This is a genomic window from Kitasatospora sp. NPDC058048 (genome assembly GCF_042885555.1).
In the GTDB taxonomy this organism is placed as follows: Bacteria; Actinomycetota; Actinomycetes; order Streptomycetales; family Streptomycetaceae; genus Kitasatospora; species Kitasatospora lactacystinica.
In genome coordinates this window covers 85,142-104,527 of record NZ_JBHVRT010000026.1, presented here as the reverse complement: position 1 = coordinate 104,527, position 19,386 = coordinate 85,142, and the positions used below count along the sequence as shown (strand labels likewise).

The 19,386-nt window shown below is 73.2% G+C and carries 19 protein-coding genes; 4 read left to right on the top strand and 15 right to left on the bottom strand.

Annotated elements, in window-relative coordinates; genetic code table 11:
• Positions 1 to 24: 24 nt before the first annotated feature.
• The 11 genes from ACFVVA_RS25960 to infC all read right to left on the bottom strand — a co-directional run bounded on the left by ACFVVA_RS25960 (position 25) and on the right by infC (position 11,125).
• Entirely contained in the window at positions 25 to 867 is an 843-nt protein-coding gene (locus ACFVVA_RS25960) for a chitosanase (RefSeq protein ID WP_359905939.1), read from the bottom strand.
• Between the two features lie 121 nt (positions 868 to 988).
• Positions 989 to 1,954: an ABC transporter permease subunit gene (locus ACFVVA_RS25955; RefSeq protein ID WP_387693104.1), complete on the bottom strand. Its 966-nt coding sequence runs from the start codon at positions 1,952 to 1,954 to the stop codon at positions 989 to 991.
• Complete coding sequence (locus ACFVVA_RS25950) at positions 1,951 to 2,877, bottom strand: ATP-binding cassette domain-containing protein (protein WP_387693102.1); 927 nt, start codon at positions 2,875 to 2,877, stop codon at positions 1,951 to 1,953. Before ACFVVA_RS25950 ends, ACFVVA_RS25955 begins: the two co-directional genes overlap by 4 nt.
• Positions 2,877 to 3,317 (bottom strand): GntR family transcriptional regulator, encoded by a 441-nt coding sequence (locus ACFVVA_RS25945; RefSeq protein WP_387693100.1) that lies wholly within the window; start codon positions 3,315 to 3,317, stop codon positions 2,877 to 2,879. The genes ACFVVA_RS25950 and ACFVVA_RS25945 overlap by 1 nt, the downstream gene beginning before the upstream one ends.
• A 142-nt stretch (positions 3,318 to 3,459) precedes the next feature.
• Positions 3,460 to 5,961, bottom strand: coding sequence for a phenylalanine--tRNA ligase subunit beta (pheT, locus tag ACFVVA_RS25940; protein ID WP_387693098.1), 2,502 nt, complete (start codon positions 5,959 to 5,961; stop codon positions 3,460 to 3,462).
• On the bottom strand, positions 5,961 to 7,082 hold the full coding sequence (pheS, locus tag ACFVVA_RS25935; protein ID WP_387693095.1) for a phenylalanine--tRNA ligase subunit alpha: 1,122 nt from the start codon (positions 7,080 to 7,082) through the stop codon (positions 5,961 to 5,963). The genes pheT and pheS overlap by 1 nt, the downstream gene beginning before the upstream one ends.
• Before the next feature lie 237 nt (positions 7,083 to 7,319).
• A complete protein-coding gene (locus ACFVVA_RS25930; RefSeq protein WP_387693093.1) occupies positions 7,320 to 8,423 on the bottom strand; it encodes an ATP-binding protein in 1,104 nt (367 codons plus the stop codon).
• 115 nt (positions 8,424 to 8,538) lie between these two features.
• The gene (locus tag ACFVVA_RS25925) at positions 8,539 to 9,405 is read right to left on the bottom strand and encodes an RNA methyltransferase (protein WP_359905921.1); all 867 of its coding nucleotides are present in this window, start codon (positions 9,403 to 9,405) and stop codon (positions 8,539 to 8,541) included.
• 98 nt (positions 9,406 to 9,503) lie between these two features.
• Positions 9,504 to 9,899: a 50S ribosomal protein L20 gene (gene rplT / locus ACFVVA_RS25920; protein WP_030055649.1), complete on the bottom strand. Its 396-nt coding sequence runs from the start codon at positions 9,897 to 9,899 to the stop codon at positions 9,504 to 9,506.
• A gap of 109 nt (positions 9,900 to 10,008) precedes the next feature.
• Positions 10,009 to 10,203: a 50S ribosomal protein L35 gene (gene rpmI / locus ACFVVA_RS25915; RefSeq protein WP_030055648.1), complete on the bottom strand. Its 195-nt coding sequence runs from the start codon at positions 10,201 to 10,203 to the stop codon at positions 10,009 to 10,011.
• Between the two features lie 142 nt (positions 10,204 to 10,345).
• Positions 10,346 to 11,125, bottom strand: coding sequence for a translation initiation factor IF-3 (gene infC / locus ACFVVA_RS25910; protein WP_387693155.1), 780 nt, complete (start codon positions 11,123 to 11,125; stop codon positions 10,346 to 10,348).
• A gap of 475 nt (positions 11,126 to 11,600) precedes the next feature.
• Between infC and ACFVVA_RS25905 the strand changes: the two genes are divergently transcribed.
• Positions 11,601 to 12,017 (top strand): DUF1844 domain-containing protein, encoded by a 417-nt coding sequence (locus tag ACFVVA_RS25905; protein WP_380352725.1) that lies wholly within the window; start codon positions 11,601 to 11,603, stop codon positions 12,015 to 12,017.
• 48 nt (positions 12,018 to 12,065) lie between these two features.
• Here ACFVVA_RS25905 and ACFVVA_RS25900 read toward each other — a convergent pair whose 3' ends face one another.
• Entirely contained in the window at positions 12,066 to 12,839 is a 774-nt protein-coding gene (locus ACFVVA_RS25900; protein ID WP_387693090.1) for an SseB family protein, read from the bottom strand.
• Between the two features lie 102 nt (positions 12,840 to 12,941).
• On the opposite strand from ACFVVA_RS25900, the gene ACFVVA_RS25895 reads away from it, so the two are divergent.
• From ACFVVA_RS25895 to ACFVVA_RS25885, 3 genes are all read left to right on the top strand, one after another.
• The gene (locus ACFVVA_RS25895) at positions 12,942 to 14,165 is read left to right on the top strand and encodes an amino acid deaminase/aldolase (protein WP_387693088.1); all 1,224 of its coding nucleotides are present in this window, start codon (positions 12,942 to 12,944) and stop codon (positions 14,163 to 14,165) included.
• A gap of 62 nt (positions 14,166 to 14,227) precedes the next feature.
• Positions 14,228 to 14,644, top strand: a complete 417-nt coding sequence (locus ACFVVA_RS25890; protein ID WP_380552978.1) for a hypothetical protein — start codon at positions 14,228 to 14,230, stop codon at positions 14,642 to 14,644.
• 244 nt (positions 14,645 to 14,888) lie between these two features.
• Positions 14,889 to 15,803 (top strand): lytic polysaccharide monooxygenase, encoded by a 915-nt coding sequence (locus ACFVVA_RS25885; protein WP_387693086.1) that lies wholly within the window; start codon positions 14,889 to 14,891, stop codon positions 15,801 to 15,803.
• 135 nt (positions 15,804 to 15,938) lie between these two features.
• Here the strand turns inward: ACFVVA_RS25885 and ACFVVA_RS25880 are convergent, their stop codons facing one another.
• The 3 genes from ACFVVA_RS25880 to ACFVVA_RS25870 all read right to left on the bottom strand — a co-directional run bounded on the left by ACFVVA_RS25880 (position 15,939) and on the right by ACFVVA_RS25870 (position 19,385).
• On the bottom strand, positions 15,939 to 17,066 hold the full coding sequence (locus tag ACFVVA_RS25880; RefSeq protein ID WP_387693084.1) for a DUF2510 domain-containing protein: 1,128 nt from the start codon (positions 17,064 to 17,066) through the stop codon (positions 15,939 to 15,941).
• A 131-nt stretch (positions 17,067 to 17,197) separates the two neighbouring features.
• Positions 17,198 to 17,998, bottom strand: a complete 801-nt coding sequence (locus tag ACFVVA_RS25875) for a 3-oxoacyl-ACP reductase (RefSeq protein WP_359905904.1) — start codon at positions 17,996 to 17,998, stop codon at positions 17,198 to 17,200.
• A gap of 7 nt (positions 17,999 to 18,005) precedes the next feature.
• Entirely contained in the window at positions 18,006 to 19,385 is a 1,380-nt protein-coding gene (locus tag ACFVVA_RS25870; protein WP_387693080.1) for an aldehyde dehydrogenase family protein, read from the bottom strand.
• Between the last annotated feature and the right edge of the window lies 1 nt (position 19,386).

The following is a 19,386-nucleotide window of genomic DNA, read 5'->3' as shown; positions in this document are numbered from 1 at the left end:
CGGGCCCTTTCGCCTGCCGGGGCGTCAGCTGTTGATGGCGTAGCTGTCGCCGTAGACCTTCCACTTCAGCGGCGGGTTGAGGTCGAAGTTCTTGGCGTTGAGGAAGACCAGCTGCTCGGTGTCGACCCGGCTGGTGTCCGAGTGCGCCTCCTCCTTCTTCATGACCACCTTGCGGGCGTCCAGGAAGGCCTTGAGGTAGGTGGCCTCGTCGCCGCCCTGGGCGGGCGTCCTGGCCTTCTTCATGGCGGCGGCGCGGATGCCGCCGAAGCTGTCCGAGCTGTTGCCCGGGCCGTGCATGACGATGGCGTCGTAGTAGGCGAACTGGCCGAGCGCGCGCAGGCCGTCGCTCTTCGCCTGGTTGACGGCGGGGTTGAAGTACACCCGGTCGCGCTCGTCGTTCTGGGCCTGCTGGAAGACGGTGTCCTTGGCGGCGGTGGCCCAGTCCTTCTCGAAGGCGGAGCCGAGGCCGGCGTGCGATTCGCTGCCGTTGACCTTCTTCAGGGCCGGCAGGTACTTGGCCAGGATGTTGCCGGGCTTGAGGTCGGTGTAGTGCTGGACCAGGTCCAGCATGTCACCGGTGCCGGAGCAGAAGCCGATGATGCCGGCGGTGTAGCCGCGGCCGTCCTTGATGTCCTCGATGTACTTGTACTGGGCCTTCCAGTCCAGCGACGAGTTCTCCGCGCTGGACACCAGCTGCATGGCGATGTCCTTCTTGTGCGGGTCGTCCAGCCCGACCCCCTTGAACTGGACGGCGGCGGCCGGCGACGGGGCGGCCTGGGCCGCCGAGGTGGCCGCGACGGTCAGCGGCGCGGCCACCAGGGCGGCGGCGAGGGCGATGCGGAGGGCACGACGGGGCTGAGGGCGCATGGGACGCTCCGATTCCTCGTGGGTTAGGAAACTTTCCTAACGAGAAAAAGGAAAAGCCCTGACGCCGCACTCCCGCAAGGGTTTTGACGGAACCTCTTCAAGAGATCTTGACGACCGGGGCTCAGAACGCCCGGCGCCGCACCCACCAGACCGCCGCCGCGCACAGCGCCACCGCGAGCAGGAGCGTCCAGCCGAACTCGATGAACTGGAACGGCCAGAACCTGCTCGCCGGCTGGTACACCTCGTGCGCGGTGTAGCCGCCGTCGCGCACCAGCTCCTGGAGGTGGGCGAAGTCCCCGCCGATGTCGTAGAAGGCGCCGGTCGGGATCCGCTTCCCGGCCGGGTCGGAGAACCAGACGTTCAGCACCCAGCGGTCGTCCAGCGCCATGGGCTTCATGGAGTGCACCGCGTCCTCCAGCGGAGGCAGGTAGTGCGCGCGCACGGAGTGGGCGAGGAACGGCAGCGCGACCGAGGCCGCCAGGCCGGCCCCCACCGCGACCACCGTCCGGCGGAGCACCGCACCGGCCAGCACCGCGGCCCCGAAGGCCACCAGCACCCGTCCGACCAGCACCGGCGGCGTCTGCACGAAGACCTCCGGACTGAACTCCCCGACCCGGAGCGTCAGCGGCCCGCTCCACCAGCGCAGCAGCAGTCCGAACAGCACCGCCACGACGGCCAGCACCGCGCCGCCCATGACCAGGCCGCCCACCGTCCAGCGGGTCCGCCCGGCGCCCTGGGTCCAGGCGAAACGCACCGTGCCGTGCTCGAACTCCCGTGCCAGCAGCGGGCCTCCGAGGAAGGCCCCGAAAGCCCCGCCGAGGACGTAGAACACGGAGTCGAGCGCCAGCAGGCCGTCGCCGTACTCGCGCAGGAACTGCTTGTACATGGCCATGCAGGCGTCGGTGGCCGGGTCGCAGGAGGCGGCGCCGCTGCGGGCCAGGCCGTCGTGCAGGTACCAGCCGTGGACCAGCAGCCCGAGGGAGATCGCGGCCATCACCGTCAGCAGGGTCAGCAGCGCGGGCCGGTGCCGCAGCCCGGCCGCCCGCAGGACGGCGGAGCGGGGCGGGGCGAGGGACAGGGAGCTCACGGCAACAGCACCTTCTCGTTCGGGGGAACGGCCCCGCGCGGGCCGGGGAGGGCGGAGGCGGCCGGCTCGCGCAGATAGGCGAGCACCAACTCCGCCAGCCCGACGCGCTGTTGGTGCCAGGAGCCGGAGACCGGGGCGTCCACGCCGCCGGTGCGGACCAGCAGGTGGGACTGGGCGCCGGCCCGGCGGTCGCGGACCACCGGCAACTGCCCGGCCACCCGGTCGGCCTCGGCGGTCGGGCCGGTGAGCATCCGGTGGCCGGCCAGCAGGTCGTCCACCTCCCCCGCGACCTGGACCCGGCCGGCGCCGAGCACCACCAGGTAGTCGCAGCTCTGCTCCAGTTCGTTGACGGCGTGCGAGGAGAACACCACCGACATCCCGTCCTCGGCCACCGCGGTCAGCAGCACGGCCATGAAGTCGTGCCGGGCGAGCGGGTCGAGAGCGGCCAGGGGCTCGTCCAGCAGCAGGAGTTCGGGACGCTTGGCGAGCGCCAGCGCGAGCGAGACCTGGGCCTGCTGACCGCCGGAGAGGCGGCCGTACTTGCGGTCCAGCGGGATGCCCAGGCCGTCCAGGTGGGTACGGGCCCGGGCGTCGTCCCAGCGGCGGTTGAGGTGACGGCCCATCGCCAGCAGGTCGCGCACGGGCACGCCGGGGTAGAGCGCGGCGTTCTGGGCGACGAAGCCGATCCGGTCCAACGCGCGCGGGGAGCCGGGCAGCTGGTCGCCGAGGACGGTCAGCGCACCCTCGCTCGGCAGGGTCAGTCCGGCGGCCAGGCCGAGCAGCGTGGTCTTGCCGGCGCCGTTGGGGCCGACCAGGGCCACCACGTGCCCGGCGGGGACGGCGAGCCGGCAGTCCCGCAGCGCCCAGGAGCGCCGGTAGCGCTTGCCGAGCCCGGCGCAGTCGATCACCGTGTCCACGGCCATCAGGCCACCACCCCGCCCCGGTCCTCGCGCAGGTCGCGCAGCGCGTCCTCGAACACCGCGGCCATCCCCTCCTCGTCCAGCCCGGCGGTCCGCGCCGAGCGCATCCAGTCCAGCAGCCCGCGGCGCAGCGCGGCCCGCTCGCGCAGCGGCACCACCCCGGCGGGCAGGCCCCGCACGAAGGTGCCCTGGCCCCGGCGGCCGGCCGCGAGGCCGCGGTGCTCCAGTTCGCGGTACGCCTTGAGCACGGTGTTCGGGTTGATCGCCAGCCCGGCCACCACCTCGCGCACCCGGGGCAGCCGGTCCCCCTCGGTCAACCAGCCCATCCGCAGCGCCTGTTCGACCTGCTGCACGAGCTGCAGGTAGGTCGGGACGCCGGAGGCCGGGTCCAGGCGGAACTCGATCGGGGAGGGCTGGCCGGCATCGTCTTTATCTACTTCCATAGGTAAAGAGATAAACGATGGACCGACGCACCGTCAACCCGGGGCAGCGTCAACCCCGGGCAGCGTCAACCCGGGGAAGCGGAAAGGGCCCCGCCCCGGACTCGTGGTCCGGGGCGGGGCCCTCCTGGGTACTACGGTCGCGTCAGACGCCGCGCAGCACCGCGCCGGTGCGGGCGACGGCCTCGGCGACGGCCGCCTCGCGGGCGGCGGTCGCCTCGTCGGCGGTCAGGGTGCGGTCGGTCGCGCGGAAGCGCAGCGCGTACGCCAGCGACTTCTTGCCCTCGCCGACCTGCTCACCGGTGAACACGTCGAACAGCCGGATGGCCTCCAGCAGTTCGCCCGCGCCGGAGCGCAGCGCGGCCTCGACCTCGGCGGCCGGGACAGCGGTGTCGACGATCAGCGCGACGTCCTGGGTCGCCACCGGGAAACCGGAGACGGTCGGGCCGCTGACCCGCTCGGCACCGTCGGCGGTGAGCAGGTCGATGTCGATCTCCATCGCGGCGGTGCGGGCCGGCAGCCCGAGCGCCTTGACCACCCGCGGGTGCAGCTCACCGGCGTGGCCGACCACCCGGTCGGTGCCGGCCACCAGCAGCTCGGCACAACGGCCCGGGTGCCACGGGGCCAGCTGGCCCTGCCGGACGGTCAGCTCGATGCCGGCCGCCCGGGCCACCGTGCGGGCCGCCTCGACGGCGTCCGCCCAGAAGGCCTGGGCGCCCTTGCCCCACCAGCCCGACGGCAGCCGCTCACCCGCGAGGGCGACGGCGATCCGGCGCGGCTGGTCCGGCAGCGCGGCGTCCAGCGCGGCCAGCTCCTCGTCGCTGGGCCGGTGGTCGACCGCCGGACGCGGGGCCACGCTCAGCTCGTCCTTGGGCAGGAAGACGGTGCCGGTCTCGAAGATCGCCAGGTCGGTGTTGCCCCGGCCGACGTTGCGGCGCAGCGCGCCGAGCAGGCCCGGCAGCAGCGTGGTGCGCAGCGCCGGCTCCTCGTCGTTCAGCGGGTTGACCAGCTTCACCGTGCGGCGGCGCCGGTCGTCCGCCTCCAGGCCGAGCGCCTCGAAGGCGGTCTCGCCGAGGAACGGGTAGTTGTTGACCTCGACGTAGCCGGCCCCGGCCAGCGCGACGCCGATCCGGCGGTGCACCCGCTGGGCCTCGGTCAGGCCCTTGCCCGGGGGAACGTCGGGCATCCGGGCGGGGACGTTGTCGTAGCCCTCCAGCCGGATGACCTCCTCCGCGAGGTCGTACGGGTCGGTGAGGTCCGGGCGCCAGGTCGGCGGGGTGACCTCCAGGACGTCGGCGCCGGAGACCGAGCAGCCGATCTCCTGCAGGCGCCGGGTGACGGTCTCGCGGCCGTACCCGGTGCCGGCCACCCGGTCGGGCAGGTCGGCGGCGATGGTGATGGTGCGCACCGGGTGCGGGGCCGCGATGTCGGTGACCCCGGCCTCGGCGGTGCCACCGGCGATCAGGACCAGCAGGTCGACGGCGCGCTGCGCGGCGGCGCGGGCCGCCTCCGGGTCGACGCCGCGCTCGAAGCGCTTGGACGCCTCGGAGGGCAGCTTGTGCCGCTTGGCGCTGCGGGCGATGGCGACCGCGTCGAAGTGCGCCGCCTCGATGATCACCTCGGTGGTGCCCGGCCCCGCGGCCGGGTCGAGGATCTCGGTGGAGGCGCCGCCCATCACACCGGCCAGGCCGATCGGGCCGCTGTTGTCGCAGATCAGCAGGTCCTCGGCGGAGAGCTTGCGCTCGACCCCGTCGAGGGTGGTGAGGCTCTCGCCCTGCTCCGCCCGGCGGACCGTGATCGGGCCCGACACGCGCTGCTTGTCGTAGGCGTGCAGCGGCTGGCCGACCTCCAGCATCACGTAGTTGGTGATGTCGACGGTCAGCGAGATCGGGCGGATGCCCGACTTCTGGAGCCGGCGCTGCAGCCAGATCGGGGACTTGGCGTTCGGGTCGACGCCGACGACCGTACGGGCCACGAAGCGGTCGCAGCCGGTCTGGTCGTTGACCTTCACCAGGTAGCCGAAGGAGTTCGCCGGCGGCACGTCGAGCAGCGCCGGGTCGGCCAGCGGCAGCCCGTACGCGGCGGCGGCCTCACGGGCCACGCCGCGCATGGACAGGCAGTAGCCGCGGTCCGGGGTGACGGCGATGTCGAGCACCTCGTCGACGAGCTGGAGCAGCTCGATGGCGTCGGTGCCGGGCTCGAACTCCGGCGGGAGCACGATGATGCCGTCGTGGTCGTCGCCCATGCCCAGCTCGCGGGCGGAGCAGATCATGCCGGCCGAGGTGTGGCCGTACGTCTTGCGGGCCGCGATCGGGAACGGGCCGGGCAGCACGGCGCCCGGGAGCACGACCACGACCTTGTCGCCGACGGCGAAGTTGGTCGCGCCGCAGACGATCTCCTGCGGCTCGCCGGTGCCGTTGGCGTCGCCGACGTTCACGAAGCAGTGCCGGATCGGCTTCTTGAAGCCGGACAGCTCCTCGATGGAGAGCACCTCGCCGACCACCAGCGGACCCTTGAGGTCCGTGCCGATCTGCTCGACGGTCTCGACCTCCAGGCCGGCCCGGACCAGGCGCTCCGCGACGTCACGGCCGGTCTCGCCGGCCGGCAGGTCGACGTACTCGCGCAGCCAGGAAAGCGGGACGCGCATCAGATCTCCATCCCGAACGGGAGGGTGAAGCGGACGTCACCCTCGACCATGTCGCGCATGTCGGCGACGTTGTGACGATTCATCAGGATCCGCTCCAGGCCCAGGCCGAAGGCGAAGCCGCTGTAGCGGTTGGGGTCGACGCCGCAGGCGACCAGCACCCGCGGGTTGACCACGCCGCAGCCGCCGAGCTCGATCCAGCCCTCGGAGGAACAGGTCCGGCACGGCCGGTCCGGGTTGCCGACGCTCGCACCGCGGCACACGAAGCACTGGAGGTCGATCTCCGCGCTCGGCTCGGTGAACGGGAAGTAGGACGGGCGCCAGCGCAGCTCCAGGCCGCCACCGATCAGCTTCTCGACCAGCACCTCGATGGTGCCCTTGAGGTCGGCGAAGGTGATGCCCTCGTCCACCGCGAGGCCCTCGACCTGCCGGAAGACCGGGGTGTGGGTGGCGTCCAGCTCGTCGGTCCGGTAGACCCGGCCCGGGCAGACCACGTAGACGGGGGGCTCGCGGTCGAGCATGGTGCGGGCCTGGACCGGGGAGGTCTGGGTGCGCAGCACCACGCCGGAGTCGGCGGAGCCGTCCGGGGCCCGGACGAAGAAGGTGTCCTGCATCGAGCGGGCCGGGTGGTCCGGGCCCAGGTTGAGGGCGTCGAAGTTGAGCCACTCGGCCTCGACCTCGGGGCCCTCCGCGACCTGGTAGCCCATCGCGACGAAGGTGTCCTCGATGCGCTCGGCCATGGTGGTCAGCGGGTGCCGGGCGCCGCGCGGGGCGCGGTCGTACGGCAGCGTGACGTCCACCGCCTCCTCGACCAGCACGCGGGCGTCGCGCTCCGCCTCCAGCTCGGCCTGCCGCTTGGCGAGGGCCTGGTTGACCGCCCCGCGGGCCTGGCCGATCAGCTTTCCGGCCGCCGCCTTCGCGTGCGGGGGCAGAGCGCCGATCTCGCGATTGGCGAGCGAGAGCGCGGAGCGGTCGCCGGTGTGGGCGACCTTGGCCTGCTTCAGTTCGTCCAGGGAGCCGGCGGCGGCGAACGCGGCGATCGCCTCGTCCCGCGCCTGCTCCACCACCTCGGGCTTGAGGGCCTCGACCTCGACCGGGTCGTACGACTTGTTGGGTGCCGACATCTCTATCTTTCCCGTGCTCCTGCTCGTCCGTGCTCAAGGTCTTTGGGCCAACGCCAAAGGTCGAGTGTAGTCGCAGCGGGTATCACCGCTGCCGCGAAGCCCGTCCGGGGAGACGACGTCCGGCCTGCTCGGGAACTCCGAGCAGGCGGTGCGCCTGCCGTGCATGCTCCTTCAGAGCATGCCGTGCTCGTCGTTCATGCTCCTTCAGAGCATGCCGTGCTTGTCGTTCATGCTCCTTCAGAGCATGAAGTCGGGCACCCCGGCGGGCAGGATAAATCGGAACCGGGCGCCGCCGCCGGGCGCGCGGTCGACGCGGATCGAGCCGCCGTGGGCCTCCACGATGCCCTTGACGATGTAAAGGCCCAGGCCCGTGCCGCCGCGCTTGGAGCCGCGCCAGAAGCGGGTGAAGACGCGGGGCATCGACTCCTCGGGGATGCCGCTGCCTTCGTCGCTCACGGTGACCGCTGTGCCTTCCACGATGCGGGGCGGGGTGCCGCTGCGCTCCCAGACGGGCGCCTCGACGACCTCCTTGGCCGGTGCCACCTCGATGGTGACAGTTCCCTCGCCGTGCCGCACCGCGTTTTCCAGCAGGTTGGCCAGCACCTGGTCGACCTTGTCCGGGTCGGCCCACAGGACGGTCAGCGGCTCGCCGATCCGGATGTCGAAGCGGTCCTCGGGGATGCCGGTGGCGACCTTGCGCTCGACGTGCCGGCGCACCGCCGCGGCCAGGTCGACCACCTGCTTGCGCAGCTCCAGCCGGCCGGAGTCGATCCGGGAGATGTCCAGCAGCTCGGCGATCAGCCGGGTGACCCGGTCGGCGTCCGCGTCCACGGTCTCCAGCATCAGCCGCTTCTGCCCGTCGGTGAACCGCTCCCACTTGGCCAGCAGCGTCGCCGTGAAGCCCTTGACGCTGGTCAGCGGGGAGCGCAGCTCGTGCGCCACGGTGGCGATCAGCTCGGCGTGGCTGCGCTCGGTGCGGCGCCGGGCCTCGGTGCCGCGCAGGGCGATCACCAGGCGCTCCAGCGGCCCGCACGGCGCGCTGCGCACGTACCGGGCGGAGACCAGCACCTCGCGCCCCCCGGGCAGCAGCAGGTTGCGCTCCGGCTGGCGGGTGCGGGTGGCCAGACCGCCGTACGGGTCGGTCAGCGGCCACCAGCGGCGGCCGTCCAGGTCCTCCAGGGGGAGGACGTCCTCCAGTCCGCTGCCGAGCGCGGCCTGCGGGAGCACGCCGGTGAGCCGGGCCGCGGCCCGGTTGAAGCAGACCACCCGGCCCAGCGCGTCGGCGACCACCAGGCCGTCCGGCAGGTCGTCCGGGTCGAGCTCGGGTCCGCTGCCGACCATGGGTTGCCTCCCCGATTACCCACCGTGCCGTTCCCCCCACCGAGGCAGACCCTAGCGCCTCCCAGGCCCGTGCAGTAGGGCTTGCCGCGTGGATCCTGACGCGCCCCCGGGTGCGTCAGGCGTTCGAACGGCAGCCGCCGGGCGAGCGCTGGGCGCGCGCGGAGGCGTACAGGCAGACCGCCGCCGCGGTGGCCAGGTTGAGGCTCTCGGCGTGGCCGTGGATCGGGACGCGCACGACCTCGTCGGTGAGCGCGCGGGTCTCCTCCGGAAGCCCCCAGGCCTCGTTGCCGAACACCCATGCGCCGGGCGCCCCCAGGGTGCCCTCGTCGAGCTCCTGGTCCAGGTCGCGCTCCCCCGCGCCGTCCGCGGCGAGCACCCGGACGCCGGCCTCGCGCAGCCTGCCGACGGCCTCCTCGACCGGGACCCCGACCGCCACCGGCAGGTGGAACAGGCTGCCCACGGAGGCCCGGACGGCCTTCGGGTTGTAGAGGTCCACCGAGGCGTCGGTGAGCACCACGGCGTCCGCACCGGCCGCGTCGGCGGTGCGCAGCACCGTGCCGGCGTTCCCGGGGTCGCGCACGTGGGCGAGGATCGCGACCAGCTTCGGACGGGCCTTGAGCACCTCGGCGAACGGGGTGTCGATGAAGCGGCAGAGCGCCACGATGCCCTGCGGCGTCACCGTGTCGCAGATCTCGGCGATCACCTCGTCGGTGGCGGTCAGCACCGGCAGTCCCTCGACCAGGGCGGCCTCGACGATGCCGGCGTGCCGCTCGGCGGCCTCCGGGGTCGCGTAGACCTCGACCACGGCGTGCTCGCCGCTGCCCGGCAGCCTGCCGAAGGCGATGGCCTCCCGGACGGCCTGCGGGCCCTCGGCCAGGAAGCGGCGCTCCTTGGTGCGCTGGTTGCGCTTGGCCAGCCGGCGGGCGGCCACGACGCGCGGCGAGCGCAGGGAGGTCAGCAGGGGGGTGTCGGTGCTCGGCATGGTCTCGTTCTCCGGAGGCGCTGAAGGAGGGGGAAAAGCAGGACCGGACCCGCAGGCGAGCCTGCGGGTCCGGTCAGAGCTCAACCGATCTCGGAAGATCAGGCGGCGTCGGCGGCGGCCTTCGGGGCGTTCACGTCGGCCGGCAGCGCCTTCTGGGCGACCTCGACCAGGGAGGCGAACGCACCCGGGTCGTTGACGGCCAGGTCGGCCAGCATCTTGCGGTCGATCTCGACGCTGGCGGCCTTCAGGCCCTGCACGAAGCGGTTGTAGGTGATGCCGTTGGCACGGGCCGCAGCGTTGATGCGCTGGATCCACAGCTGACGGAAGTCGCCCTTGCGCTTCTTGCGGTCGTTGAAGTTGTAGACCAGCGAGTGGGTGACCTGCTCCTTGGCCTTGCGGTACAGGCGCGAACGCTGGCCACGGTAGCCGCTGGCGCGCTCCAGGATGACCCGGCGCTTCTTGTGGGCGTTGACTGCCCGCTTGACGCGTGCCACTTGATTACTCCTTGGATTGGACCACGGACTACTTCACGTGGTCCGTCATTCGAATGGGTCGGGAAGGATCAGCTGCCCCGCTCGCGGCTCGCGCCGGGCGGGAGGGCGATCACTTGCCGAGAAGCTTCTTGATCTTCTTGGCGTCAGCGGGGGCCAGCTCGACGGTCCCGGCCAGCTTGCGGGTCAGCGTCGAGGGCTTGTGCTCCAGGAGGTGGCGGCGGCCGGCGCGCTCGCGCAGCACCTTGCCAGAGCCACTGATCTTGAAGCGCTTGCTGGCGCCACTGTGCGTCTTCTGCTTCGGCATTTCGCCGTATCTCCTCGTCAGTCCCGTCCGCGCCCGCGCGACGTGCGCCGCGCGGGCGTGAACTGGATGGATCTGCGGTGACCGGGCGGGCCGCCCCGTCACCCTGGGGGCCGGTCTCCCGGGCCTCCTGGCCGGTGAGGGCTCAGGCGCCCTGGGAGGCGGCCGGCTGCTCGACCGGAGCGTCGGCCTCGACGGCCGGCGCCTCGGCCGGGGCGTCCTGCGCCTCGGTCGCGACGTCCTCGACCTCAGTCGCGACGTCCTCGACCTCGACGTCCTCGACCTCGACATCGAGGTCGGTCACGACGTCCTCGTCCTCGGTGTCCGCGGCGGCGTCGGAGCCGGCGGTGCGGCCCTGACGCTCGGCCTTGCGGGCGTCCGCGAGGGCGCGGGCCTCGGCCATCGCCTCGGTCTTCTTCTTGTGCGGACCAAGGACCATGATCATGTTGCGGCCGTCCTGCTTGGGCGAGGACTCCACGAAGCCCAGGTCCTGGACGTCGTCGGCGAGCCGCTGAAGCAGACGGAAGCCCAGCTCGGGGCGGGACTGCTCACGACCGCGGAACATGATCGTGATCTTGACCTTGTCGCCCTGCTTGAGGAACCGGACGACGTGACCCTTCTTGGTGTCATAGTCGTGCGGGTCGATCTTCGGCCGGAGCTTCATCTCCTTGATGACCGTGTGCGCCTGGTTCTTGCGCGCCTCACGGGCCTTCATGGCCGACTCGTACTTGAACTTGCCGTAGTCCATGAGCTTGCACACCGGCGGCCGGGCGGTCGCCGCGACCTCGACCAGGTCGAGGTCGTACTCCTGCGCGAGCTCCAGCGCCTTGGCAAGCGGCACGATGCCGACCTGCTCGCCGCTGGGACCGACGAGTCGCACCTCGGGGACGCGAATCCGGTCGTTGATGCGGGGCTCGGTGCTGATGGGGCCTCCTCGGTTGCACCTTCTGCGATGCGGCCGTCGGACGGCGGTCGCACGTAGTGGACTCGACCACTGGGCGGGGCTTCATTCGTGCTGCGCTGTCCGGTACGTACACCGCCACACGAAAAAAGCCCCGCTCGGTACAAGCGGGGCTCCACACAACCGGGGGCGACGCCCGGTGAGGGGCGCTGCGGCGACTCGGCGCCAGGGGCGCCCGTCGCGGACCGGGACCCGTCGACCCGAAGGCCGACCAGGTGGGAGACTTTCGCGGTTGCCCTCTCGGGCCTCCTCAGTGGAGCCTCCACTTGCTGGCCGAGTGCCCATACGGGATCCCGGCCGGTCAGTCTCGAAGCTTACAGCGTCGGGGGGGCGAACGCTATTCCGCCCCCTCGCGCGGCCTCCTCCCAGTGCGGGGAACGGCCGCCTCCCGGCGCGGATACGGCCGCGTCCTGGTACCGAAGGGGCCCTTGTACGCTCCATGGGTACGGACAGACCGACACGATGGAACGAGCCCACCTTGAGCAGCGAGCCCACCCAGAACCCCGGCGCGGACGACGACGCGATCGGCTTCGACGACCTCACCCGCGACATCGCCGAGGTCCCGGCCGTCGAGGTGATCACCACCGTCGCGGTGCACCTGATGAGCGCCGCCGCCGTCAAGTGCGGTCTCGCCGAGGGCGGCGACAAGGACAAGGACCTGGACGAGGCCCGCAAGCTGATCACCGCACTGGCCGGGCTGGTCACCGCCGGCGCCCCGGAGATCAGCAACTTCCACGCCGCGCCGCTGCGCGACGGGCTGCGCTCGCTCCAGCTCGCCTTCCGCGAGGCCTCGATCGTCCCGGACGCCCCGGGCGCGGGCCCGGGCGAGAAGTTCACCGGGCCGGTCTACTCCTGAGACCGCTCGCGGGAGGTCCGGCACGCGCGTGCCGGACCTCCCGCTCCGTCAACGCCTGTAGAGCGGCTCCCCCGGCAGCTCCGCACTCGCCGGCAGCACCGCGAGGTCCAGCCCCCGGTCCAGCCGCACCCGCAGCAGCGGGTCCGCGGCCACCGCCCGCCCGACCCGCTGCGCGGCCGCCTGCAGGCCCGCCTGGTCCAGCGCCGGGTCGAACACCACCGCGAGCAGCCCGTCCGAGCCCTCCGAGCCCGCCAGCAGCCCGGTGACCACCTGCGGCTCCGCCGCCAGCAGCCCGCGGACCGCCTCGCGCACCTCCGGGTCCAGGGCCGGCGGCAGGAACGGACGGTTCTCCGCCAGCGCCCGCAGCCGGGCGCCGCTCAGCTGGAACGGCACCGGCCCGGCCGGGTCGATCAGCAGCGTGTCGGCCCGCTCCGAGAAGGCGACCATCGCGGCCTGCGGGGCCGCCGTCGGCGCCGGACGGGCGTCGGCGCGCCAGCGGGCCAGCGCCTCCAGCGACGTGAAGGCCGGCAGCGCGCGGCGCCCGTCCGGGGCCTCCAGCACCGGGACGGCCATGTCGCTGGTCTTCTCGTGCCGGTGCCCGTGCGCGTCCACCTCGACCTCGCCGAGGATCGCGACGATCGGGACCATCAGCCGGGTGGGGGTCAGCGCCGCCAGCACCTCCGACTTGGCCGCGCCGTCCCGCGACCAGCGCGCGAGGGCCTCGGTGAGCGCCGGGTCGGCGGTGCCGTCGTCGTCGGAGAAGCCGGGATTCGGGATGCTCTTGCCGACGAACGCCGGGTTGGAGAAGTCTTTGCGGTCCACCCGCCCGACCCTATGCCACCGCGCGCGAGCGGCCCCATTTCCCTGCACGTTCCCCGTACGCGGGGCCTACCCACCGGTAGCGCGGTGTGGCACCCTGCGGCCATGGTGATCCTCGACGCACCCGCGACCGCGCCCGCCCCGGTCTCCGACCGCCTCCGGTACGACCGCGCCACCGCCCACCTGGACGGGCCGGTGGCCGTCGTGGACCTCGCCGCGTTCGACGCGAACGCCGCCGACCTGGTCCGCCGGGCGGGCGGCAAGCCGATCCGGCTGGCCAGCAAGTCGATCCGCTGCCGGGCGCTGCTGGAGCGGGCGCTGGCCGTGGACGGCTTCCTCGGGGTGATGAGCTTCACCCTGGACGAGTCGCTCTGGCTGGCCCGCACCGGCGTCCGCGACATCCTGCTCGCCTACCCCTCCGCCGACCGGGCCGGCTTCGCCGAACTCACCGCCGACCCCGGGGCCGCCCGCGAGATCACCGTGGTCCTGGACGACCCCGCCCAACTGGACCTGATCGACCGGGCCCGCGGCGGCGACGCCGAGGTGCGGGTCTGCCTGGAGCTGGACACCTCGCTGCACCTGCTCGGCGGCCGGGTCAGGGTGGGCGCCCGGCGCTCCCCGCTGCGCACCCCCGAGGACCTCGGTGCCTTCGCCGAGCTCGTCCAGCGCCGCCGGGGCTTCCGGGTGGTCGGCCTGATGGCGTACGAGGGGCACGTCGCCGGGGTGGGCGACCGGGTGCCCGGCCGGCCGGTGCGCTCCGGGCTGATCCGGCTGATGCAGGCCAAGGCCCGGGCCGAACTGGCCGAGCGGCGCGCGGCGACGGTCCGGCGACTGCGACAGGTGGCCGACCTGGAGTTCGTCAACGGCGGCGGCACCGGCAGCGTGGAGTCCACCGTGGCCGAACGCGCCGTCACCGAGGTCGCGGCCGGCTCCGGGCTGTACCAGCCGCAGCTGTTCGACAACTACCGCACGTTCCGGGGCCGCCCGGCCGCGCTCTTCGGCCAGCCGGTGGTTCGCCGCCCCGGCCTCGGCGTGGTGACCGTCCTCGGCGGCGGCTACCCGGCCTCCGGCGCGGCCGGCCCGGACCGCTCGCCGGTGCCGTACCTGCCGGCCGGGCTGCGCTACGACCCGATGGAGGGCGCCGGGGAGGTGCAGACCCCGCTGCTCGGCTCCGCGGCGGACGACCTGCTGATCGGCGACCGGGTCTGGTTCCGGCACGCCAAGGCGGGTGAGCTGTGCGAACGCTTCGCCGAGCTGCACCTGATCGAGGGCGACCGGATCGTACGGACCGTGCCGACGTACCGGGGCGAGGGCAGGACGTTCCTCTGACGCTTCGTCCGGCTCTGCCCTACCGTGGTGCCGACACTGAAGCTGGAACCGGGAGGGATCGCATGGATGCCGAGCTCGTGCAGGAGATGGTGAGGTCCGGAGCGGCCTCCGTGGCCGGCCTGATGGCCACGGCCGCATGGAATCAGGCCGGTTCACGGATCGCCCGGCTGTTCGGGCGCGGCGAGCGGGACGAGGAGGCGAGCGCCGAGCTGGAGGTGATCCGCGCCGAGGTGCTGGAGGCCGACGGCGACCAGGAGGTCCTGGCCGACCAGGCCGCGGCCCTGCGCAACCGGCTGCGCACACTGTTCCGGACGGAGCCGCAGGCGGCCGAGGAACTCTTCGAGATCCTCGCGGAGTTCGCCCCCGGACGGTTCAACAAGGTGGGCGGGACGTACATCATCAACACCATCGACGGGAACTCGACCGTCAACAGCGACCTCGTGATCCAGGCCGGCATCATCCACGACATGCGGCGCTGACCTTTCCGGAGCCTTAACGGGGCCCGATGGAACGGCTAACCACGGCCGTCCGTCGGGCCTTTGCGCTGCTCGGGGGCCTACAGTCCGTCAACAAGCACAGTACGCGCGGCTATTGCCATCTGGTCCAGACCAATCCTACGCTCTGGCCGGGGGCCGTGCGCCGGGCCGGCGGCCCCCGAACGGGCAGGCGTGCCCGCTCCTCCCCCACACGTGCCCGGAACGACGGTCAAGGAGTCCCCACCCCATGTCCATCAAGCGCAATGCCCTGTCCGTCGGCGTGATCGGCGCCGCGCTCCTCGCGGTGGCCGGTGCCACCGCCGGCACCGCCAGCGCCCACGGCACGATGACCAACCCCGTCAGCCGGGTCGCCGCCTGCTACGCCGAGGGCCCCGAGCACCCGGTGTCCCAGGTCTGCAAGGACCTCGTCGCCGCGAGCGGCACCCAGCCGCTGTACGACTGGAACGAGGTCAACATCGCCAACGCCAACGGCAACCACCAGGCGCTGATCCCGGACGGCAAGCTCTGCTCGGCCAACCGCGACAAGTACGCGGCGCTGGACTGGCCGCGCACCGACTGGCCGGCCACCGCGGTGAAGGCCGGCTCCTTCACCTTCCAGTTCCGCACCACCGCGCCGCACGTCGGCACCCAGACCGTCTACATCACCAAGGCGGGCTACGACCCGACCAAGCCGCTGAAGTGGTCGGACCTCGACCCGGCCCCGGTGGCCAAGGTGCAGGTCGACCGCAACGCGGTCAACGGGTTCTACACCTACTCCGGCGCCCTGCCGCAGCGCACCGGCCGCCAGGTCCTCTACACGGTGTGGCAGCGCAGCGACAGCCCGGAGGCCTTCTACTCCTGCTCCGACGTCGACTTCGGCGCCTCCACCACGGCCGTGTCGGCGCTCGCCGCCCAGGCCCCGGCCGCTCCCAGCGACGCCCAGATCGCGGCCGACGCGTCCAAGTCCACGGTCGCCCACCACGGCCACGGCGGGGACCCGAACTCCCCGGCGGGCCAGGTGATCCCGACCGCCTCCGCGGCCGTGGGCGGCACCTCGGCCACCGGTCCGCTGCTGCTCGCGGGCGCTGCCGCGATCGGTGTCGGCTGGGCCGGCATGGTGCTCCGGCGCCGTCGCGTCGAGGCTGTTCGACGCGACTCCTGACGCCGGGCACGGGAGCCGGGCCGGCACACCCCCGTCCGGCCCGGCTCCCGTGGCACCGCCCGTACGACGACGAACGGCGGCCCACCCGGAGGGTTCCCTCCCGGGTGGGCCGCCGCCGTGTGAGGAGCGCGGTGCTCAGGTGGTGGTGCCTCCGACGCCGCCGTCCGCACCGGACCCGCCGGAGCCGGAGCCCGTCCCGGGCAGCCCGGGGATGCTCGGCAGCTTGCCCTTGTAGACGGAGATGCCCTGGACGACGGTGTCCATCACCGCGACGTCGGGCGACTTGTCGGCGATGTCGAAGCCGAAGTGCACCGAGACCAGCGACTTCCCGTCGGCGGACGGGAAGACCACGGTCTGCACGTAGCCGTTGTTGCCCTTGGGCGCGTCCACCTTCCAGCGGACCAGGTAGCCGTCCTGGCCGTTGACCTTCACGGCCTCGGACTTGAGCTCCTGGTGCCCGGTGACGTCGCCGTACGCGTCCTTGGCGGCCGTCGCGATGTCGGCCTTGGCCGCCGCCTGGGCGTCGGTGCCGCCGCCGCTGATCCGGCCGGTGTTCACGCCGCCGAGGGAGCAGCTGCCCTTGCCGTCCGCGCAGGTGTACGTGCCGACGCTGAGCGAGGCGTAGCCGTCCTGGGTGGTGCCGGCCTCCCAGCCGTCCGGGACCGGCAGGGTGAGCCGGTTGACCACGTCGATCGCCTTGTCGGCGTTCGGGCTGGTCCGGCCGCCGCCGTTGCCGCCCCCGTTCCCGCCCTTGCCGCCGTTCCCGCCCTTGCCGTTCCCGCTCCCGCCGTTGCCGCCGTTGCCGGGGTCCCCGAAGTCCGGGGCGCCGCCCCACGGGCCGTAGCCGCCCTGCGGGGCCGGGCGGGCGCTGCGCGGGGCGCGGTCCCCGTGGCCGTCCGTCGCGAGGTAGGTGACCCCGGCGCCGACGCCCAGGCCGAGCAGGGCGGCGACGGTGGTCGCCAGCACCAGCTTGGAGGGCTTGCGCCGGGCCTTGCGCGGCGGCCCGCCGGGCGTGCCGTAGGCGGCGCCGAAGGGCGGCGGCTCCGGGTAGCGGACGGTCGGGCCGCTCTCCAGCACCTCGCCCTCCAGCACCGTGGGCTGCTCGGCCGCGCCCGGCGCGGGGGTGTCCGACGCGGGGGCGTCCGAGGGTGCGGGCCGGGTGTCGGCCGTCCAGCCCTTGCCGTCCCACCACCGCTGCGGCCTCGGGTCGCTCGTGGTGTCCTTGGGATCCGGGTACCACCCGGCGGGAATCTGCTCGCTCACAGAAGAGAATCTAAAGGCAGCCGGATAAACGCGAAATCAGCGCAGCCGGGAATTCCCGCCGTTTTCGATGAGATTCCGGTGAGAACCCCGTCCGGCACGGCCGGCGCGGCCGGGATTCCCACCGGCGGCGGCTACAGCGGGGTGACGTACGCCCCGGAGATGCCGCCGTCCACCAGGAACTCGCTCGCCGTGATGAAGGAGGAGTCGTCGCTGGCCAGGAAGGCCACCGCGGCGGCGATCTCCTCGGCCCGGGCGAACCGGCCGAGCGGGATGTGCACCAGCCGGCGGGCGGCCCGCTCCGGGTCCGCGGCGAACAGCTCGCGCAGCAGCGGCGTGTCCACCGGTCCGGGCGAGAGCGCGTTGACCCGGATGCCCTCCCGGGCGAACTGCACGCCCAGCTCGCGGGACATCGCCAGCACCCCGCCCTTGGAGGCGGTGTAGGAGATCTGCGAGGTGGCCGCGCCCATCCGGGCCACGAAGCTGGCGGTGTTGATGATCGAGCCGCGCCCGTGCCGGCGCATGTACGGCAGCGCGGCCTTGCAGCACAGGTAGACCGAGGTCAGGTTGACCTCCTGGACCCTGCGCCAGGCGTCCAGGCCGGTGGTCAGGATCGAGTCGTCCTCGGGCGGCGAGATGCCCGCGTTGTTGAACGCGACGTCCACGCTGCCGCAGGTCTCGTACGCCTCGTCGAACAGCGCCTCCACCATGTACGGGTCGGTGACGTCGGTGTGCACGAACAGTCCGCCGACCTCCTTGGCGGCGGCCCGCCCGGTCTCCTCGTCGAGGTCGGCGCAGACCACCTTCGCCCCCTCCGAGGCGAGCCGGCGGGCGGCGGCCAGGCCGATCCCGCTGCCCGCGCCGGTGACCACGGCGGTGCGGCCGACCAGCCGGCGGCAGACGGCCTCGTCCCGCGCGGCGTGCTTCTCGCTCATCGGGCTGTCACTCCTCGCTGTGGATGAAGACGTTCTTGGTCTCGGTGAAGTGGCGCAGCGCGTCCGGGCCCAGCTCGCGGCCCACCCCGGACTCGCCGTAGCCGCCGAAGGGCGTCCAGTAGCGCACCGAGGAGTGCGAGTTGACCGACAGGTTGCCCGCCCGTACGCCGCGGGCCAGGCGCAGCGCCCGGCCGACGTCCCTGGTCCAGATCGAGCCGGCCAGGCCGTAGCGGGTGGCGTTGGCCAGGCGCAGCGCGTCGGCCTCGTCGGTGAACGGCAGGACGGCGGCGACCGGGCCGAAGATCTCCTCGGTGACGGCCGGGACCTGCGGGTCCTCGGGGCCGACGACCGTCGGCGGGTACCAGTAACCGGGCCCGTCCGGGACCTTGCCGCGGGCCAGCACCGGCAGGTCGGGGGTGAGGTAGGAGGCCACCCGGCGGACCTGGGCGGCCGAGATCAGCGGGCCGAGCTCCGTCTGCGGGTCGGTCGGGTCGCCGGTGCGCAGGCTCTCGACGGCGGGCAGCAGCAGGGCGAGGAAGTCCTCGTACACCTCGCGCTGGACCAGGATCCGGCTGCGGGCGCAGCAGTCCTGGCCGCTGTTGTCGGCGAAGGACATCGGGTCGGCGGCGCGGGCCAGGTCGGCGTCGGCGAAGACGACGCTGGGGCTCTTGCCACCGAGTTCCAGGGTGACCCGCTTGGCGCGGGCGGCGCAGCGGGCGGCGACCTCCTTGCCGACGACGGTCGAGCCGGTGAAGACGATCTTGCGGACGGCCGGGTGGTCCACCAGGGCCCGGCCGGTGGTGGTGCCTGCGCCGGGGACGACCTGGAACAGGCCCTCGGGCAGGCCCGCCGCGAGGCCGAGTTCGGCCAGCCGCAGGGCGGTCAGCGGGGTGGCCTCGGCGGGCTTGAGCAGGACGGCGTTGCCGGCCGCGAGGGCGGGGGCGAAGCCCCAGGCGGCGATCGGCATCGGGAAGTTCCACGGTGCGATCACCCCGACCACGCCGACCGGCTCGTGGAAGGTCACGTCCAGGCCGCCGGCCACCGGGATCTGCCGGCCGGTCAGCCGCTCCACTCCCCCGGCCGCGTACTCCAGCAGGTCCCGGACGTTGCCGGCCTCCCAGTGGGCGTTGGCCGGCAGGTGGCCGGCCTCCGCCACCTCCAGGGCGGCCAGCTCGGGGACGTGCGCCTCGACCTGGTCGGCGAACCGGCGCAGCAGCCTGGCACGTTCGCCGGGGGCGAGCGCCGCCCAGCCGGTCTGGGCCCTCACCGCCAGCCGGACGGCCGCGTCCAGCCGTTCGGGGGCGGTGTCGGGGACGGTGGCGAGCACCTCGCCGGTGGCGGGATTGCGGACGGTGCTGCTCCCGGCGCTCGCGTCGGGCTCGGTCATG

Excerpts from the sequence above, each read along its gene's own strand:
- ACFVVA_RS25905 (WP_380352725.1), top strand. The coding sequence starts at position 11,601 with ATGGGTACGGACAGACCGACACGATGGAACGAGCCCACCTTGAGCAGC.
- pheT (WP_387693098.1), bottom strand. The coding sequence starts at position 5,961 with ATGCGCGTCCCGCTTTCCTGGCTGCGCGAGTACGTCGACCTGCCGGCC.
- ACFVVA_RS25945 (WP_387693100.1), bottom strand. The coding sequence starts at position 3,317 with ATGGAAGTAGATAAAGACGATGCCGGCCAGCCCTCCCCGATCGAGTTC.
- ACFVVA_RS25930 (WP_387693093.1), bottom strand. The coding sequence starts at position 8,423 with ATGGTCGGCAGCGGACCCGAGCTCGACCCGGACGACCTGCCGGACGGC.
- ACFVVA_RS25925 (WP_359905921.1), bottom strand. The coding sequence starts at position 9,405 with ATGCCGAGCACCGACACCCCCCTGCTGACCTCCCTGCGCTCGCCGCGC.
- ACFVVA_RS25870 (WP_387693080.1), bottom strand. The coding sequence starts at position 19,385 with ATGACCGAGCCCGACGCGAGCGCCGGGAGCAGCACCGTCCGCAATCCC.
- pheS (WP_387693095.1), bottom strand. The coding sequence starts at position 7,082 with ATGTCGGCACCCAACAAGTCGTACGACCCGGTCGAGGTCGAGGCCCTC.
- ACFVVA_RS25960 (WP_359905939.1), bottom strand. The coding sequence starts at position 867 with ATGCGCCCTCAGCCCCGTCGTGCCCTCCGCATCGCCCTCGCCGCCGCC.
- ACFVVA_RS25890 (WP_380552978.1), top strand. The coding sequence starts at position 14,228 with ATGGATGCCGAGCTCGTGCAGGAGATGGTGAGGTCCGGAGCGGCCTCC.
- ACFVVA_RS25875 (WP_359905904.1), bottom strand. The coding sequence starts at position 17,998 with ATGAGCGAGAAGCACGCCGCGCGGGACGAGGCCGTCTGCCGCCGGCTG.
- ACFVVA_RS25950 (WP_387693102.1), bottom strand. The coding sequence starts at position 2,877 with ATGGCCGTGGACACGGTGATCGACTGCGCCGGGCTCGGCAAGCGCTAC.
- rpmI (WP_030055648.1), bottom strand. The coding sequence starts at position 10,203 with ATGCCGAAGCAGAAGACGCACAGTGGCGCCAGCAAGCGCTTCAAGATC.
- ACFVVA_RS25895 (WP_387693088.1), top strand. The coding sequence starts at position 12,942 with ATGGTGATCCTCGACGCACCCGCGACCGCGCCCGCCCCGGTCTCCGAC.
- ACFVVA_RS25885 (WP_387693086.1), top strand. The coding sequence starts at position 14,889 with ATGTCCATCAAGCGCAATGCCCTGTCCGTCGGCGTGATCGGCGCCGCG.